Origin of the sequence: Rhodococcus sp. Leaf225 (assembly GCF_001426145.1) — a bacterium.
In the GTDB taxonomy this organism is placed as follows: Bacteria; Actinomycetota; Actinomycetes; order Mycobacteriales; family Mycobacteriaceae; genus Rhodococcoides.
This window is the reverse complement of the sequence record NZ_LMRN01000010.1, coordinates 56782-73981: the sequence shown is the minus strand read 5'-3', so window position 1 is coordinate 73981 and position 17200 is coordinate 56782. Positions and strand designations below refer to the sequence as shown.

At 69.6% G+C, this 17200-nt stretch carries 15 protein-coding genes; 12 read left to right on the top strand and 3 right to left on the bottom strand.

What is annotated here, in order from left to right:
- Positions 1-34: 34 nt before the first annotated feature.
- From ASG69_RS09490 to ASG69_RS09475, 4 genes are all read left to right on the top strand, one after another.
- Positions 35-1096, top strand: coding sequence for a DNA-directed RNA polymerase subunit alpha (locus ASG69_RS09490; RefSeq protein WP_027503822.1), 1062 nt, complete (start codon positions 35-37; stop codon positions 1094-1096).
- A 39-nt stretch (positions 1097-1135) separates the two neighbouring features.
- The gene (rplQ, locus tag ASG69_RS09485) at positions 1136-1723 is read left to right on the top strand and encodes a 50S ribosomal protein L17 (protein ID WP_027503821.1); all 588 of its coding nucleotides are present in this window, start codon (positions 1136-1138) and stop codon (positions 1721-1723) included.
- Positions 1724-1785: 62 nt separating this feature from the next.
- Positions 1786-2625 carry a tRNA pseudouridine(38-40) synthase TruA gene (gene truA, locus ASG69_RS09480; protein ID WP_082544355.1) on the top strand — a complete coding sequence of 280 codons (840 nt, stop codon included), beginning with the start codon at positions 1786-1788 and terminating at the stop codon, positions 2623-2625.
- 11 nt (positions 2626-2636) lie between these two features.
- Positions 2637-3179 (top strand): NADPH-dependent FMN reductase, encoded by a 543-nt coding sequence (locus tag ASG69_RS09475; RefSeq protein ID WP_056442552.1) that lies wholly within the window; start codon positions 2637-2639, stop codon positions 3177-3179.
- Here ASG69_RS09475 and ASG69_RS09470 read toward each other — a convergent pair.
- Positions 3144-4790 (bottom strand): type VII secretion protein EccE, encoded by a 1647-nt coding sequence (locus tag ASG69_RS09470; RefSeq protein WP_056442548.1) that lies wholly within the window; start codon positions 4788-4790, stop codon positions 3144-3146. The genes ASG69_RS09475 and ASG69_RS09470 overlap by 36 nt on opposite strands.
- A 116-nt stretch (positions 4791-4906) precedes the next feature.
- Here ASG69_RS09470 and eccB point away from each other — a divergent pair, with 116 nt between their 5' ends.
- Positions 4907-6295 (top strand): type VII secretion protein EccB, encoded by a 1389-nt coding sequence (eccB, locus tag ASG69_RS09465; protein ID WP_056442545.1) that lies wholly within the window; start codon positions 4907-4909, stop codon positions 6293-6295.
- Here eccB and mycP read toward each other — a convergent pair.
- Positions 6280-7599: a type VII secretion-associated serine protease mycosin gene (gene mycP, locus ASG69_RS09460; protein ID WP_056442542.1), complete on the bottom strand. Its 1320-nt coding sequence runs from the start codon at positions 7597-7599 to the stop codon at positions 6280-6282. The two genes, eccB and mycP, sit on opposite strands and share 16 nt — an antisense overlap.
- Before the next feature lie 44 nt (positions 7600-7643).
- Positions 7644-9122, bottom strand: coding sequence for a type VII secretion integral membrane protein EccD (gene eccD / locus ASG69_RS09455; RefSeq protein WP_056442538.1), 1479 nt, complete (start codon positions 9120-9122; stop codon positions 7644-7646).
- Between the two features lie 313 nt (positions 9123-9435).
- Here eccD and eccCa point away from each other — a divergent pair, with 313 nt between their 5' ends.
- The 7 genes from eccCa (at position 9436) to rpsI (ending at position 17182) form a co-directional block, all read left to right on the top strand.
- On the top strand, positions 9436-13350 hold the full coding sequence (gene eccCa / locus ASG69_RS09450; protein ID WP_056442633.1) for a type VII secretion protein EccCa: 3915 nt from the start codon (positions 9436-9438) through the stop codon (positions 13348-13350).
- Positions 13347-14783: a type VII secretion-associated protein gene (locus ASG69_RS09445; RefSeq protein ID WP_156380485.1), complete on the top strand. Its 1437-nt coding sequence runs from the start codon at positions 13347-13349 to the stop codon at positions 14781-14783. Before eccCa ends, ASG69_RS09445 begins: the two co-directional genes overlap by 4 nt.
- A gap of 113 nt (positions 14784-14896) precedes the next feature.
- Positions 14897-15199, top strand: a complete 303-nt coding sequence (locus ASG69_RS09440) for a WXG100 family type VII secretion target (protein WP_162246747.1) — start codon at positions 14897-14899, stop codon at positions 15197-15199.
- Between the two features lie 51 nt (positions 15200-15250).
- Positions 15251-15529, top strand: coding sequence for a WXG100 family type VII secretion target (locus ASG69_RS09435; protein ID WP_027503812.1), 279 nt, complete (start codon positions 15251-15253; stop codon positions 15527-15529).
- A gap of 102 nt (positions 15530-15631) precedes the next feature.
- Positions 15632-16030 carry a TraR/DksA family transcriptional regulator gene (locus ASG69_RS09430; RefSeq protein WP_082544351.1) on the top strand — a complete coding sequence of 133 codons (399 nt, stop codon included), beginning with the start codon at positions 15632-15634 and terminating at the stop codon, positions 16028-16030.
- Between the two features lie 172 nt (positions 16031-16202).
- Positions 16203-16646: a 50S ribosomal protein L13 gene (rplM, locus tag ASG69_RS09425; protein WP_027503810.1), complete on the top strand. Its 444-nt coding sequence runs from the start codon at positions 16203-16205 to the stop codon at positions 16644-16646.
- A 50-nt stretch (positions 16647-16696) separates the two neighbouring features.
- Complete coding sequence (gene rpsI / locus ASG69_RS09420) at positions 16697-17182, top strand: 30S ribosomal protein S9 (protein ID WP_371831715.1); 486 nt, start codon at positions 16697-16699, stop codon at positions 17180-17182.
- The last annotated feature ends 18 nt before the right edge of the window (positions 17183-17200 follow it).

The following is a 17200-nucleotide window of genomic DNA, read 5'->3' as shown; positions in this document are numbered from 1 at the left end:
TCAAATAGCGGACGCTCTTCCCAGGAGGACATCAATGCTCATTTCTCAGCGACCCACGCTGACCGAAGAGGTCATCGCTGACAACCGCTCGAAGTTCGTCATCGAGCCCCTCGAGCCTGGCTTCGGGTACACCCTCGGCAACTCGCTTCGCCGCACGCTTCTCTCGTCGATCCCCGGCGCTGCTGTCACCAGCATCCGTATCGACGGCGTTCTGCACGAATTCACCACGGTCCCCGGCGTGAAGGAGGATGTCACCGACATCATCCTGAACCTCAAGGGTCTCGTCGTGTCCTCGGAAGAGGACGAGCCGGTCACCATGTACGTCCGCAAGCAGGGCCCCGGCACTGTCACTGCAGGCGACATCGTTCCTCCGGCCGGCGTCACCGTGAACAACCCGGATCTGCACATCGCGACCCTGAACGACAAGGGCAAGCTCGAAATCGAGCTCGTCGTCGAGCGTGGCCGCGGATACGTTCCGGCTGTTCAGAACAAGGCGTCGGGCGCCGAGATCGGCCGTATCCCGGTCGACTCGATCTACTCGCCCGTGCTGAAGGTGACCTACAAGGTGGAGGCCACCCGCGTCGAGCAGCGCACCGACTTCGATCGGCTCGTTCTCGACGTGGAGACAAAGAACTCCATCACCGCGCGGGACGCGCTCGCCTCGGCGGGCAAGACCCTGGTCGAGCTGTTCGGGCTTGCCCGTGAGCTCAACGTCGAAGCAGAAGGCATCGAGATCGGACCCTCGCCCGCCGAGGCCGATCACATCGCATCCTTCGGTCTGCCGATCGAGGATCTGGACCTCACCGTCCGGTCCTACAACTGCCTCAAGCGCGAGGGTGTTCACACCGTCGGCGAGCTGGTCGGCCGTACCGAGTCGGATCTGCTGGACATCCGTAACTTCGGACAGAAGTCCATCGACGAGGTCAAGGTCAAGCTGCACTCGCTCGGCCTCTCGCTCAAGGACAGCCCCGCGACGTTCGATCCGAGCACTGTCGCCGGATACGACGCCGCCACCGGTACCTGGAGCGACACCGACACCGCCGTGAGCGATGCCGACGGCGCCGAGCAGGACTACGCCGAGACCGAACAGCTCTGACGCACTCGCGTCCCGAGCTCTTGATCAGGAGAGATTGACATGCCCAAGCCCACCAAGGGTCGCCGTCTCGGCGGATCGGCGTCGCACCAGAAGGCGATTCTCGCCAACCTGGCCACGGCGTTGTTCGAGCACGGACGGATCACCACCACGGAGTCGAAGGCCAAGCGCCTCCGCCCCTACGCCGAGAAGATCATCACGCACGCGAAGGCCGGCTCGCTGGCTCACCGTCGTGAGGTCATGAAGGACATCCGCAACAAGGACGTCGTTCACACTCTGTTCGCAGAGATCGGCCCGCACTTCGCCGAGCGCGCAGGCGGCTACACCCGCATCATCAAGACCGTCCCCCGCAAGGGTGACAACGCTCCTCAGGCCATCATCGAGCTCGTTCGCGAGCAGACGGTGTCCAACGAGGCGGACCGTGCTCGTCGTGTCCAGGCATCGCAGGCCGCGCCTGCCGCCACGAACGACGAGACCGCCGCTGACGAGGCTGCATCCGATCAGAACGTCGTCGAGGCCGTCGAGGCCGAGGCAACCGACGCTCAGGTCGAGAATGCAGACGCCGTCATCGAGGGTGTCGAGGCAGAGGACGCTCACGCGGCCAACGCCGATGAGGCAGACAAGAAGTAAGAGTGTCCTCGGACTCTCTGGGCGAGCCCGTCACCCCTTCCGGGGGTGGCGGGCTCGCCCGTTTGCGTCTCGATGTCGCCTACGACGGCACTGCCTTCGCCGGCTGGGCTCGACAACGCGACCAACGGACCGTGTGCGGTGTGCTCGAGGAGCGACTGTCCGCCATCTTCGGTACCCCACTCGAGCTCACCGTGGCCGGGCGGACGGATGCCGGCGTGCACGCCGAGGGCCAGGTCGCCCACGTCGACGTGCCGCGAACCGCGTTGGCCCGCATCGATCCTCGCGATCCCGACCGCGCACCCGACCCGTCGTTGCTGGTGCGGCGACTCGCGCGTTTCCTGCCGACGGACGTCCGCGTCCTGCGTGTGACGTTCGTGTCCGACGATTTCGACGCCCGGTTCTCCGCACTGCGGCGGCACTACGAGTATCGATTGTCCACCGCGCCCTACGGAACTCCGCCCCTCCGAGCGGGTTTCGTGGTGCCGTGGACCCGCACACTCGACGTGGCGGCGATGCAGGAGGCATCGTCGACCCTCGTCGGCCTCCACGATTTCGTCGCCTTCTGCAAGCGCCGTGACGGTGCCACCACCGTGCGGGAGCTGCAGCGCTTCGACTGGGTGCGGGACGGCGACGATCTCACCGCGCACGTGAGCGCGGACGCGTTCTGCTGGTCGATGGTGCGTTCCCTGGTCGGGGCGATGCTGGCTGTGGGCGAAGGACGCCGGGACCTCACGTGGGTACGCGGCCTGTTGTCCAGCGATGCCAGGTCCAGCTCGATCACCGTGGCCCCTGCTCACGGACTGTCGCTGGTGCGCGTCGACTACCCGGCCGATACGGAGCTGGCCGATCGCAGTCGCACGACCCGGGCAACGCGGTCGTTGCCCGGTGCCTGCTGCGGCTAGCCTCTTCAGACATGGCTCCTGTTCTCGGCGTGATCATCGGCTCGGTCCGGACGGGGCGTGTCGGCCCCACAGTGGCTCAGTGGTTCGTGCGCCGCGCCTCGGCGGACGGGCGATTCGAGGTCCGGGTACTCGACCTCGCGGATGTCGTTCTGCCGATGGATCTCTCGGGTGGCCCTGGTGTCGACGAGCTGACGCGCTGGGTGGACGGCTGCGATGCCTTCGTGCTCGTCACTCCCGAGTACAACCACGGTTACCCGGCACCGCTGAAGTTGGCACTGGACTCGGTGAAGCTCGAATGGCGTGGCAAGCCGGTGGGTTTCGTCTCCTACGGCGGCACGGCCGGGGGAGTGCGCGCCGTGGAGCAGCTGCGTCAGGTGGTCGCGGAGTTGCACATGGCCCCCGTGCGCGACGCCGTGCTGTTCCCCCGAGTGAAGAAGGCGTTCGACGCGCACGGCGAGACGTCCGACGGTGCCGCGATCGATGGCGCACAGCGGTTGATCGATCAGTTGCTGTGGTGGTCAGAGGGCGCCGGTCAGCCCTACCCGCGCGGCTGAGCCCGGTCGTGGGAGACCCCGCGGTCGACCGATGGCCTCGGTCTCGGCCGCGGTGGTGACGAGCCGCAGGGTGATGCTCCGCGACGCCATCGTCAGGGCCACCTCGTCGGTGACGTCCGGGGACTGGTCGATCACGATGTCGGTCCCGCCGGTCGACGAGGCCGGGTTCACCCGCAGCACCGTTCCCGGTACCGGAGTCGGTCTGTCTCCGGCATGATCGGCGACCACCAGATCCACCGCGGTGCCGGACTCGACATCCGACACGGGAGTCACCACCGAGAGGGTGCCCGAATCCGCGACCGCGACGGCGAGATGGCGCCACGCATGGGGTCGGTCGGTCATCACCAGGACCACCGCACCGACGGCCACGGCGCGGAAGACGATCTGGTGGACCACGTACAGCTCGCCGTGGACGTCGACGGTGTCGACGTCCTTCCCGAACACACGTGCGGTGACCGTGGTTCCGTCGGAGTCGACACCGACGACCTGACCGCATCCCGCGACCGGCAGCACGAGGGTGCTCCACTGCGCTCCCTCGACGGGGTGCGTGGGCGTCGCCGGCCGGGCGGTCGACACGAGGACGTCCTCCAGGCCCTGTCGATGCAGGCCGTCGAGCGTGCTGGATCCCGCGACCCGGATCGATCGGCGCTGCGGCGATTCGGCCGACAGATAGCCGTAGGTGGCCGTCGCCGTCGCTTCGGTGGTGGTCGAGAGAGCCGCCCGGACGGCGAGACTCGTGACGTCCGCGTCGTGATCGCCGATCGAGTCGATCGCCGCCGCGGTCCAGGCGGACGGTGCGAGCCGCCGTGAGCACCAGGTCGATCCGCCGAGCCGGGCGAAGCTCCACTGCGGACGGACGTGACGGAGGGGAACCCCACTCGTCACCAGAAGATCCGCCGCACGGATCTGATCGGAGGTGAGAAGGCTGCCCACGAGACCGTGGGTGCGCAGGACGTGCTGCAGTCGGGCCATGGTCGTGGCGAGCATCTGCACCGACCCCGCAGCAGTTCCGCCCCGACGCGCCGCGGCCGTCTCACCCTCGTGGACATCGGTCGAGAGGGAGAGGAAGGTTTGCCGCCGCGCCACCGACGCGAGCGGTCCGGCCATGGACAGGTAGGAGTCCGCGGCGCGGCGACCCCGTGCCGGACGCGTGCCGACGGAGGTGACACCCAGGTGGGTGGGCGCGTCCGTGCCCTGCGACAGTCGGTCGACGAGGTCGCGGAGCGGCACCACGGCATCGGGTGTCGCACCGCGTGAGCCGACCGTCGACCATCCGGCCGCAGCCGGTTCGACGTGGAGTTCCGCGACGATCGTCAGGTCGGATCCGTTCCACACCACACCGATCGGACCGCCGGGACGATCGAACGACAGCACCGTGCGCGCGGGTACCGGTCGATGCGCGAGAAGCCGTGGCCACGCCGAGAGGTGACCCACGACAGGACGCCCGTCCCGGGGGAGGCAGAGTCCGATCACGACGACCACTGCGGCCGTGATCGCCCATCGTGCAGGCACTCCCGACGTCGTGAGCGCGACGGCCACGCCGAGCGCCACTGCCTGCGACACCACGACGTCGCGTGCGGCCGTCATCCCCGGGCGAGTCTCGGACACCATGGCTCCTTCTCTGCGGTCGATGTACTGTGCCCTCACGCGGGACCCCTCCATCGGGTCCGGCGTGTCCGGCGGGGGGCCGGGCCGAGTCGCCGCGGCACCGAGGGCAGGGGATATCGATGGCAGGAACACCGACCACGCGATGGCAGATCGGTGCGCATCGGTTCTCTGTGAGACGGCTCGATCACGCACTGGTCCTGGGCGACACGTCGATGCGGCACGAACCGCTGCGATCGACGGCGCGGGCCTCCGCGGTCGGCGTCGTCGTGGCGGTCCTGATCCTCGCCGGTTGCGCCGCACTCGCCTTCGTCCGACCGGCCGCACGTATCGGTGATGCCGTGATCGTGCTGGACGACGAGAGTGGCGCTCTGTACGTCGTCGAGGACGACACGCTCCATCCCGCGTCCGATCTGGCGTCCGCCCGGTTGTTCGTCGGTCGGCCGGACGAGCCCACCGCGGTCGGTCCGGACGAGATCGCTCGACGCGCCCGAGGCGCCGCGATCGGTATCGGCGGTGCGCCGCAGGCGCTTCCGGTCACGACTGGTGCGATGGTCTGGTCCGTGTGCGAGGAGTCGGACAGCGGCACGACCGATGTGACCGTCGAACCGGTGGGGACGCAGTCCGTCGCACCGCGTCGCGCACTCGACCCCGACGACGCGCTGGTGTGGCGCCGCGACGGCGTCGACTACCTGGTGCACGGACAGGTGCGCGCACGGGTGGACCTGCAGAACACCGCCGTGACCCGAGCCCTCGGCCTGGAGGACGCGGTACCCACTCCGGTGTCGGCGGGGCTCTTCGACGCGGTGCCCGAAGCGCCGGAGATCGTGACCCCCACGGTGATCGGGTCGGGCGCTGCTGCCCCGTACCCGATCGGGGGTCGGCCCGTCGGATCCGTGGTGACAGTCGATCTCGGGGATCGCAGCGAGCACTACGTCGTTCTGCAGGACGGCGTGCAGGCGATCGGAGCGGCCACCGCGCAGCTGCTGCGCTTCTCCGATTCGGCCGGCCGGGTGGGTGTCGACGCCGTCCCGCCCGATGTGATCGCTCGGGCTCCGAGAACCGCTGCACCTCTGGCGGTCGACACGTTTCCGGAGCGACCACCGATCATCGTGACGGGCGGCGACGCCACCTGCGTGGAGTGGGTCGGGCCGGACGACTCGACGGGGCGCGGGGCGCAGACGAGGATGACGATCGGTGCGACTGCCGACGCGCGCGCCGTGACGCTGGCCGGGGCGGACGGTGCAGGGGATGCGCTGGACACCTTCTTCGTGGCACCGGGGTCCGGGCTGTACGTCGCCACCACCGGGCAGGCCGCCGACGACCCGCGCCGCGATTCCGCCTTCTACGTCGCCGACACGGGAACCCGCTTCGGCGTCCCGTTCACGCAGGACGCGGAGGCACTCGGACTCGGCGATCCGGCACCGGCGCCGTGGCCCGTCGTGGGACTGCTGCCGACCGGTCCGGCGCTGACCGTCGATGCGGCCCGTGTGGGTCACGACGGGTCCTGACGCCGGACCACCGCGCGTACCGCCAGTGCGCCGGACACGAGCAGCAGGATCCCGACGGAGGACGCCAGGGCGAGTAGTGCGTCGCGACGGTCGGTGACCGGAGGTGTCGTGCGCGGGGACAGTCGCACGGACGCGTCCTCACCCCGTGCGACCGCGCTGCCCGTCACCGCCGCCACCGGATCCAGACTGCCGTGGCCGACGGCCGAGTCCCAGTCACCTGCCGGTGAGTGCGCCGTCGTCACGATGCGGTCGATGACATCTGCCGCGGACAGCTCCGGATGACGCGCCCGCACCAGGGCGGCCGTCGCGGAGACGAACGGTGTGGCGAAACTCGTTCCCGTGAAGGCTGTTCGGCGCCCCTCGTCGTCGAGGGTGCCGTCGGCCAGACCGGTACCCGTGGCACCGAGGGACGTGACCTCGGTACCCGGAGCCGCGACGTCGACCCACGGCCCGTTCAAGCTGAACGACGACGGCCGCCCGTCCGGGTCCAGCGACCCCACGGTGAGGACGTACTCGTCGAACCACGCCGGCGACGCGAGAGTCACCGGCAACGCCGTGTCTCGTCCGTCGATGCCGCGGATGAGGTCGTTCTGCGTCCGGCACCGACGGCCGTCCAGATTCCCCGCAGCTGTGACGATCACGGCATCCCTGTCCACCGCGGCGTACCGCACGGCGGCTCCCAGTGCGCCGTCGCCCATCGACGATCCAGCGCTCGCACAGGCGACCTCCGAGATGTTGACGACGTCCGCGCCCGCGTCGACAGCGGTGCGGATCGCCGCGGCCATCGACTCGACGTCGCCGTACCCCGCCGAGGTGGAACCGTTCTCGTCGGCCTCCCGCTCCGAGGACGTCGCGGCGAAGGCTGCACTGGACTGACGAATCGAGAGGATCGTGGCGTCCGGCGCTCCGCCGGCGAAGCCGGATCCCGGGACCGGCCGAGCAGCGATGAGTCCGGCGACGACGGTGCCGTGTGCATCGCAGTCCTCGAGCCCGTCGCCCGTCGAGACGTAGTCGCCGCCGGCGCGCAGAGTCGGGAGGAGCGGATGTGGTGCGACCCCGGTGTCGATGACGGCGATGATCTGACCGGCGCCTCGAGTGAGGCTCCACACGTCCGAGAACCGGAGCGTCCTCTGAGCCGCGGGTACCACCGACGTCACGGGCGCCTCGGAGACGGCCGCGCACCGGGTGCGCTGCTCGGTCGGTTCGGACGGGGCCGCGGCAGCCGGCTCGGGGAGCAGTCCGGGATCGATCAACGGTGTGTCCGCGGCTGCCGTACCCGTCGTGGGCAGGGCCAGAACGACCATTGCTGCGACCAGACATGCGGTCACCCCTGGTCGTCGCTGAGTCGTCACAGGCCGCGCGCTGCCGAGTAGGCCCCGACGACGAGACAGACGAGAGGAACGATCGAGACCACGACGGCGAGTTCGGCCAGATCGGCCGCCCGGCGCGCGACGGGGGAGAATCGCCGACCCGGCGCGACGACACCGATCAGGATCGCGAGGACGCCGACCGCCACCGCAGCCCCGGTCCACCACGGCCACAGGTCGGCGCGTGTGGACGCACCGACTGCGAGGACGACGAGGACGGCCGCGACACCCGCGGTGACAGCGACGGCGCAGCGCAGACGATCGACACCCACGCGGCCCCGGCAGCACAGGACGGAGGCGATCGCGGCAGCGGCAGCGAGTCTGCCGGGATCGACGGTCGCGGCGATGCCGTGCGTGGCCACGACGATCGCCCCCGCCGAGGCGAGCAGGGACAACCCCGTCGTGTAGCCGGTGAGGTACTGCTGAGCTGTGCGAGCTCGTTCCGCGACGACGTCGACGTCGGCGAGAGCGGACTCGTGTGCGGCGACGAGGGCGGCTTCCGACGGCCGCGTCGGCGGTCCCTCGTGTCCCGGGTGGTCGAGACGAGCGCCGGCATCGGCGAGTGGTACCGGGGGAAGGCGTATTCCGGCTCGTGCGGCCGACAGTCGCGGGGCGCGGGTGAGCGCCAGGGTGCATACGCCGGCGGTGACCGCCGCGATCGTCACGGTGGGCACGTCGCTCAGCGCCTCGACAGCAGCGGCGACGGCGCCCACGAGGCTCACGGTCGACACCGCGGTGAACGTGGCGCGTCCCTCGCGGCCGGCGACCATCGAGGTGACGACGGACGCCGCCGCGGTCAGCGCGAATCCGAGCACTGCGTCGGCCGCGGCATCCTGGCCGGGAACGAGCATCGTGCCCGCGGCGAACGCGAGGAGACACCCGGTCGACCTGAGACCGAAGCTCAGGGCCGAGGGGACGCGCGCCGCGGTGCACACACACGCGGCCACGACGGTGAGCAGCGCGAGGACGGCGAGACTCGCTGCCGCAGGGACTCCGCTCGTTCTCGTCGCGGTCCATCCCGCGGTCGCCAGTGCCGCCGTCGACACGACGGTGGCTGCGACGACCGAGTCGGACCGGGTCCACGAGTGGCCGTTGCAGAGAACGGCCACCGCCTCCGTCAGATCGTCGAAGACCGGCGGTGAGGACTCTCGTCCGCGGTGGAGAACCAGCACGTCGCCGTCCCGAACACCGTTGTCCAGCAACGAGAGACGCGCGTCGAGCGGCACTCCCACCATCGTCGAGAGCGACCGTGGGCCCGGCGAACGATCCGAGTCCGCGCGCTCGTCGATCAGCGCCGTCAGAGCGGGCACCGTCGCGGCGACGGCGACTCCGCCGGGAACCGAGACGTCCACCTCGACGTCCCCCGTGATCACGGTGATGCGCAGCACGGCCGGCTCGATCCGGCGTACCGCGGATTCGCGCGTCGTGGACAGCGGCGCAGCGGTCGGCGCGATGGTCATCGAAAGTCCCCCCGAACTCTCTTCCCGCGGTCGCACCGCGGGTCGTGCGAGCACTATAGGTCAGTTCGGTGACATCGCCTCGCGATATGCACAGGCACGAGGGTTCGTCCACAACCCTCGTCGTCTTCCCTCCCGGTCGTCGGCGTCCGGCGCTACGGTCTGACCCGACTCGCCGAACGGGGCGGCGAGCCACTGGGGGGTGGACGTGGTGGTCGGACGTGAGGGCGAGTACGCGACGGCGGTGGACACGCGGGTGGTCCATGGTCGACCGCCGCGCGAGGACGCGCCGCGGGTGCCGGGCGGCACCGTCGAGATGGAGCCGCCACCGGAGATTCCGCGGGTGGTCCCGGGGAACCCGCTCCTGAAGATGCTGCCTCTGGTCATGGTGGTCGCGATGGTCGGCATGGTTGCCCTCCTGATCACGTCGGGCGCGGCCGCCAACCCGATGACGCTGCTGTTCCCGGCCATGATGGTGGTGTCCATGCTGGGGATGTTCGCCGGTGGGGGCCGCGGAGGCGGGCCACGGACGGCCGAACTCGACGAATCGCGCAAGGACTATCTGACGTACCTCGGTGCGATGCGCGAGCGGGTCCGGTCGACGGCGTCGGCGCAGCACGAGGCACTGGCCTTCTCCCATCCTGATCCGTCGACGCTGTCCTCGTTCGCCGGAACCTCACGCATGTGGGAGAGGCGGTCGACAGACGACGACTTCGTCCATCTGCGGGTGGGCGTGGGCGACCAACGACTCGCCACTCGCCTCGTCACACCCGACACGGGTCCGCCCGAGGGTCTCGAGCCGGTGTCGGCCGCCCTCCTGCGCTCGTTCGTCCGGACCCATGCCATCGTGTCGGACCTTCCCACCGCGGTCTCGTTGCGCGCGTTCTCCGTGATCGGTGTCGACGGCCCCGTCGAGGCGGCGAGAGCGCTCGTGCGCTCGATGGTGTTGCAGGCGTGCACTTTCCACAGTCCGGACGACATCAGTGTGGTGGTCGTCGTGGACGACTGCATCGCGGCGACGTGGGACTGGACGAAGTGGTTGCCGCACCACGGGGACGAGACCGCGTCGGACGGTGGCGGGCGACGGCGGCTGACCTTCGGATCGCCGGCGGAGGCAGCGCGGGACCTCGCCGTCCCGGCGGCAGACTCGTCGACCGGTGCGCGGCCCCATCGCATCGTGGTCGTGGATCGCGGTGCCGAGGACGGTGTCGAGGATACCGAGACATGGGAGACCGTGACGAGGGGCGGGGACGTGACGGTCCTGACCGTGTCCGGTGCGGGCCGGGACGGCACCGCGGATCGCACACTCGTCCTGGTCGTCGGCGACGGCGCGGACAGGCCTGCGCTCGGCGCACGGAGCGCGGCCGGAGTCGAGATGTTCGGTACCGCGGACGGTGTGGACGTGGTCACCGCCGCCGTGGTGGCGCGGGGACTCGCTCGATTCCGGACGGGCGACACCGTCGTGCGGGCGGAGGGTGGCCCGCGCGTCCGAGCATGGGAACACCTGCCCGGCATGACGTCTCCCGACAGTCTCGACCCCGGCGTCGCCTGGTCCTCCCGTTCCGGGCGGTCGCGACTGCGCGTCCCGTTCGGACTCGACGACGACGGTCGCGTCGTCGAGCTCGACCTGAAGGAGGCCGCCGAGGGGGGTATGGGACCGCACGGACTCTGTATCGGCGCCACGGGATCGGGAAAGTCGGAACTGTTGCGGACGCTGGTGCTCGGACTCGTCGCGACGCACCCGCCCGACGTCCTGAATCTCGTCCTCGTCGACTTCAAGGGTGGGGCCACGTTTCTCGGACTGGAATCGGCGCCTCACGTCGCGGCCGTCATCACCAATCTGTCCGAGGAAGCGCAGATGGTCGAGCGGATGCGCGACGCGCTCGCGGGCGAGATGACTCGACGGCAGGAACTGCTCAGGGCCGCCGGCAATTACGCGAACGTCTCCGATTACACCCGTGCGCGCGAGGGTGGTGCCGCACTCGCGCCTCTACCGGCGCTCTTCGTCGTCGTCGACGAGTTCTCCGAACTGCTGACCCGGTTCCCGGAGTTCGCCGAGCTCTTCGTCGCGATCGGGCGACTCGGGCGCTCGCTGCACATCCATCTGTTGCTGGCGAGCCAGCGGCTCGACGAGGGTCGGCTGCGCGGACTCGACAGTCATCTCTCCTACCGCATCGGTCTGAAGACGTTCTCGGCCTCCGAATCTCGATCGGTTCTGGGTGTCGCCGACGCGCATCACGTGACCGGGGGTCCGGGAGTGGGGTTCCTCAGAACGGACTCCAGCGAGCTGGTGCGCTTCACCGCGATGTACGTCTCGGGTCCCCGTCTGCGGAGCGACGAGCCCGCAGCGCTCTCGGTCGGCGCAGGCTCGACCGGGCCCCGTCTCTTCACGGCGGCGCCGGTGCCGCTGCTCGACGAGACCGCCCTCGAACCGGCGGGCGAACCGCCGTCTCCGTCCGAGTCGTCGGACGGCGGCACCATCCTCTCCGCCGTCGTCGCGCGAGTGCGCGGTCACGGGCGTCCCGCACACCGGGTGTGGCTACCGCCGTTGGACCGGCCCGTCACACTCGACTCGGTGTCACCGGACACGGCGCTCGGCGGTGACCGGCCCGCCGCGGCGGGGTCACTGCGCGCCGTGGTCGCACTGGTCGACCGGCCGTACGACCAGCGACGCGATGCACTCGAACTCGACCTCACCGGTGCGTCCGGGCACGTGGCGATCGTCGGGGGACCGCAGTCCGGCAAGTCCACCGCGCTCTGCACGCTCGTCCTCGATCTGGCTCTGCGGTACTCCCCGCACCACGTGCAGTTCCACGTCCTGGACTTCGGCGGTGGATCCGTCGGACGGCTGGTAGGCCTTCCTCACGTCGGATCCGTCGCGGTCCGCTCGGAGGCGGACGCCGTGCGACGCATCGTCGCCGACGTGGTCGGAACCGTTCGACGCCGCGAGGAGTTGTTCCGCACCGGCGAGATCCGGTCGATGGCCGACGCGCGGCGCAGGCGAGAGTCGGGTGGAGACAGTGCACCGCCGGTGCCGGACATCGTTCTGGTCGTCGACGGGTGGAGCACGATCCGAGCCGAGTTCGAGGCCCTCGAACCGTCCCTGCACCAGCTGGTGTCGAGCGGACTCTCCTACGGGGTGCACGTCGTCCTCGCCGCGAGTCGGTGGGCCGAGCTCCGTCCCGCGGTGAAGGATGCCGTCACCACGAGAGTCGAACTGCGCATGGGTGATCCGTCGGACTCGGACATCGGCCGAGCACGGGCGATGCACGTCCCGACGCGTCGGCCCGGTCGAGGTATCACCCCGGACGGGTTGCATCTGCTCGTCGCGCTCCCGCGTGTCGACGGCATCGCCGACACGGACGATCTCGGACACGGGACCGACCGCGCGATCGCCGAGTCGGTCCACCGGTGGCGGGGTGACGCACCGACGCCCCCGGTGCGACTGTTGCCGCGTCGACTCGAGCGTGACGACCTTCTGTCGTCCGTGTCGGCGTGGTGGCCACCGTCCGCCTCGGGGACATTCGTCGCCACCGTGCCGGTGGGTGTCGACGAGAACGATCTCGCGCCGGTCGTTCTGGATCTGGCCGAGCATCCGCACCTTCTCGTCCTCGGCGACTCGGGCTGCGGGAAGACCAGTCTGCTGCGATCGATCTGCCGTTCGCTCGCGCAGGCCAACGACGCCACGTCGCTGAGAATCCTCGCCGTCGACTACCGACGAACCCTGCTGGGCGACATCCCGTCCGATCGGCTCGCCGGTCACGCGTCCACGGCCGAGCAGGCCACGACGATGGTCGCCGAACTCGCGACCTACCTGCGTGCCCGCCGTCCGGGACCGGACACCACTCGTCGCGAACTCGCTGCGAGATCCTGGTGGACCGGTCCCGAGATCGTCGTGGTCGTCGACGACTACGACCTCGTTGTCACGCCGCACGGAAACCCGCTGACCGAGTTGCTGGAACTGCTGTCGCAGGCGCGGGACGTCGGTCTGCATCTCGTCGTCGCACGTCGGTGCGGCGGATCCGCTCGGGCACTGTACGAACCGGTCCTCGCGAGGCTCAAGGACCTGGCATCACCGGGACTGGTCATGAGCGGGAGCCGAGAGGAGGGCGTCCTGCTCGGCTCCGTCCGTCCGTCCGAACTCCCACCCGGACGCGGTGTGCTGGTCGGGCGCGGAACGGCGACACTGGTGCAGACCGCGCTGTGCGAGACCGCGCCGGACGAGCGGTGACGTCGCCCGTCGGGCTCGTCACGACCGTGGACGCGGTGTGGTGTTCACGGTTCGGGGTGCTGTCGAGAACTCCCGCAGACGGTTCCGCGTCCGTGGACGTCCTCGGCCACATCGACGACCGCGTCGTCACTCTCGCCGACGGACGCGAGGTCGAGGTGTCGACGATGGTGTCCGAGATGTTCACCGACGCTCTGCGCGATGCGGGGGTGCACGGTGGGGACCACGACCTGGTGCTGGTGCACCCACCGCACTGGGGAGCCGTGCGCTGCAGCGTCCTCACCGCGGCCGCGCGACCCCTCGCGCGTGACGTCCTCCTCGTGTCGTCGGCGCTTGTCGCGCGGGACGCGGCGCAGTCGGCCCGGCCCTGCCCGTGCGGTGGATCACGCTGCCGAACAGTGGTTCTCGACCGCACACCGCACCGCACCACGGTCTCGACCGTGGTGAGTACGGCCCTCAGCAGCGACGTCGTGGACTGTGTTCTGACCGACCCCACGATCGGAGGGGACGACGAGCTGACGGTGTCGCGCACTCGTGCCGCGGTGGACGGAGTTCTCGCTGCCGCGCCGGCCTGCCGACTCGTCGTGCACGGCGCGAGTGACACCTTGCCGCGAGCCGTACTCGACGAGATGAGCGATCTGACGGTGGTGACGGTGGACGACGAGGAGATGGCGGCAGCCGTGGTCCCGAGCGCGGGCGCGAGCCCCCTCCCGGTTCCGCCCGTCACATCGTCCGTACCGGCCGAGCTCACGCCCGGCAGGACGGGCGCGTGGCTGGCCGAACGAGCCGCCGCGGCGGCCGTGGACCGTCGGCGCACGACCCGACGGCCGGTCCTGGTGGCAGCGGTGGCGACCGCGGTGGTGTGCGTCAGCATCGGCGTCGCGGCACTGACCAGCGGACAGTCGCCCGCGCCTGCGACGGAGCGACCACGAGCCGCAGAACCGTCCATGGTCCCGGCCGGGCCCACTCGACCCACCGCGCCCACCACCGAGCCGGCCGCCGCGACGACGACGAGCGCCCCCGCCGGTACCGACTTCTCGATCGCCGGAACACACCTGATCGTGCCGGTGGGGTGGCATGTCGAGCCGGGTACGGAGCGGGTCGAGATCCGTCCCGACGCACCCGCCGGCATGCGACTGGTGCTGGTGGTCCGCGAACTCGGTGTGGGCGTCGGACTACCCGACGTGCAGGCCACCCTGTCGGCCGGGGTCGACGCCGCACCCGATCGACTCGGCGGGCTCGATCGACGGTCGGACGTATCCGATCGTCCCGCGCTCGTCTACACCGAGAAGGCGTCCGACGGCTCGACGGTGGCGTGGACGGTGATCGTGTCACCGGGGGAGCAGACGAGTCTCGGCTGTCAGAGCACCGAGGCCGCGAACCCTGTGATGGCGGAGGTCTGCACCGCGGTCCTCGCGTCCCTCGTCGTCGGGTGACGCGGTGGCGGAGACGGAACCGTTCGCCGAGTCGTCGCGTCGAAAGAGGTGCAGGGGAAGTTCCGGGTACCGGCCCGGACCACACCGAGGGGGATCGAGAGACCATGTCGCAGATGAAGACCACCGTCGAGACGATGCACGTCACCGCAGGGAAGGTGGACCAGCTGACGCTCGAGATCAAGGCGCTGCTGGACCAGCTGCGTGGCGACGTCCAGGCCGTCGGAGGGAGTTGGGAAGGCGCGGCGGCGATCGCGTTCCAGAACGTCATGACCAGCTGGGACGGCAGCGCGAACAAGTTGCAACTCGCGCTGGGTTCGATCGGGGACGCCATCAAGTCGAGCGGGACCGCCTACGGCGCTGCCGACGACGACAACACGCGCACCGTCACCGCCGCGGGCGGTTCGCTCAACCTCTGACCCGCCGATCATCCGATCTGCCCATCACTCACGTCAGGAAGGACGTTCACCATGAGATACGTGTTCGGTGCCATCGACCAGGTCACTGCTCAGATCGACGCGAAGCAGGCCACTCTCAACAGCAAGCTCGACGAACTGCGCCAGATCATCTCGCCGCTGGTGGCGGAATGGGAAGGCACGGCGTCGGAGTCGTACCAGGACAAGCAGCGCCAGTGGGACTCGGCGGCCCTGGAGCTCAATCAGGTTCTCGAGGCGGTCGGCAGTGCCGTCGGTCAGGGCAACGCCGACATGCAGGCACGCGAGGCGGCGAACCGGGGAATGTTCGCCTGATCACGGACGAGGTGGGCAACCGGGGCGTGGGGGGTGTCCGGTTGCCCATCTCCGACGGTCCGTACGACTCCGGTCGGCGCGGGGCGGATACTGGACGTCGTCATGACACAGCCGGATCAGCCCGTCACCGACCCGAGCGACCGCGACCACGCGGCTCGGGCGATCGCCCGCAGCCGGGTCGCGGCGGAACGTGCGCTCACCGAGGCCCGCATCGTGTCGCTCGCACGACAGCACCAGGCCATCGTCGAAGGGTCCCGGTGGACCACGGACGACGACGAGCACGATCCCGAGGGGTCGACCATCGCGTTCGAGCGCGCCGCCATCGCATCGATGTCGAGAGAGGCGCGGGAGGAACTGCGCGAACTCGACGACGCGGAGATGCGGATCGAGCGCGGCACCTACGGACAGTGCGAGGTGTGCGGCGGGGCGATCTCCGACCCCCGCCTCGAGGTGCTGCCGACTGCTCGCCGCTGCATCGAGTGCACCTCTCGTCGGCGATGACGGTCGAGGGGTTTTGACCTGCCAGTACGTGGGCCGGTAAGGTACACCGTTGGCGTTCGGTACATCGAGTCGTCATGCACGACCGATACCGGTCCCTCGGGTCTCCACTGGCCGCCGAGACGATCGACCACGCGCCTGGCCAGCACCATCAGCGATGAGACAAGGAAGTTCTGTGTCCACGTACAGCCAAAAGGCCGGGGATGTCACCCGGACCTGGCACGTGATCGACGCCACCGACGTCGTTCTCGGCCGCCTCGCAGTCCAGGCAGCAACTCTGCTGCGTGGCAAGCACAAGCCCACGTATTCCCCCAACCTCGACGGCGGAGACTTCGTCATCGTCATCAACGCTGAGAAGGTCGCGATCAGCGGCAACAAGCGGACCGACAAGTTCCACTACCACCACTCGGGCTTCCCGGGCGGTCTCCGTGCGCGCAGCATCGGTGAGGTTCTGGACAAGAACCCCGACCGCGTCGTGGAGAAGGCCATCAAGGGCATGATCCCCAAGACCAAGCTCGGCAACCAGATCGCCGGCAAGCTCAAGGTCTACGCAGGTCCCGATCACCCCCACACGGCTCAGCAGCCCGTCCCGTACGAGATCAAGCAGGTGTCCCAGTGACCGCTCCCGAAGAGAACGTCGTGACCGAGACGGCCGAAGAGACCGTCCCCATCGGTGACTCCGTCGAGATCGCCGACGAGTTCGTCTCCGTCGAGGAGCCCGAGGTCGTCGCCGACATCGAGGCCGCCGCTCGTCCCGCCATCTACATCGATCGCCCCGTCACCACGGTCGGTCGTCGTAAGGAAGCCGTCGTGCGCGTGCGCATGACCCCCGGCTCGGGCGACTTCAAGCTCAACGGCCGCACCCTCGAGGACTACTTCCCCAACAAGGTGCACCAGCAGCTCATCAAGTCCCCGTTCGTCACCGTCGAGCGTGCGGACGGCTTCGACATCGTCGCCCTCCTGCACGGTGGTGGCCCGTCCGGCCAGGCAGGCGCCCTGCGTCTCGCCATCGCCCGTGCCCTCATCGAGGTCACCCCGGACGATCGCCCCGCCCTCAAGAAGGCCGGCTTCCTCACGCGTGACCCGCGTGCCGTGGAGCGCAAGAAGTACGGCCTGAAGAAGGCTCGTAAGGCATCGCAGTACTCGAAGCGCTGATCTCAGCACTTCTGGAGA